Genomic DNA, 497 nt, shown 5'->3' on the forward strand with positions numbered 1-497 from the left:
CGTGATGCAGTGGATGTTGCCGCCGCCGTAGACGACCTGGTCGGACTTGACGCCCACGCACTTGTAGACGCCCTCGCCCCAGACCTCGTCGTAGATCTCCTGGAGCGTGTCGACGGCCAGCTGGTCGTTCTCGTCGCCGTACTGCGGGACGATGACGCCGTGGTTGGTCACGAGGTAGTTCATGTAGGAGGCGATCAGCGGCTCGTCGGGGACGCGCGGCTCGGCGTTCTCGTCGGCGTCGATGGTGTCGCAGGAGGCCTGGTCCATGTACAGCGGCTTCACGGGCATGCAGAGCTTGTAGACCTTCAGCTTGCGGCCCTTGGCGTCAACCGCGTTGGAGAGGGTCTCGTAGGCGGCGTGGCACTGCTCGTAGAACGGGTACTCGGGGTCGTCGGTCCAGATGCAGACCATGACGCCCGGGGCGATGAAGGTGGCGACGTCGTCGATGTGGCCGTTGGTCTCCTCGGGGTCGATGCCCTCCTTGACCCAGATGACCT

Annotated in this window: 1 protein-coding gene; it reads right to left on the minus strand. The window is 64.8% G+C overall.

Translation table 11 applies throughout. The features are described from left to right. A partial coding sequence (locus ACTQXI_RS08920) for an agmatine deiminase family protein (RefSeq protein ID WP_441548539.1) occupies window positions 1–497 on the minus strand: 497 nt, incomplete at both ends.

It is taken from the genome of Collinsella sp. LCP19S3_C9, assembly GCF_052121575.1.
Classification (GTDB): domain Bacteria; phylum Actinomycetota; class Coriobacteriia; order Coriobacteriales; family Coriobacteriaceae; genus Collinsella.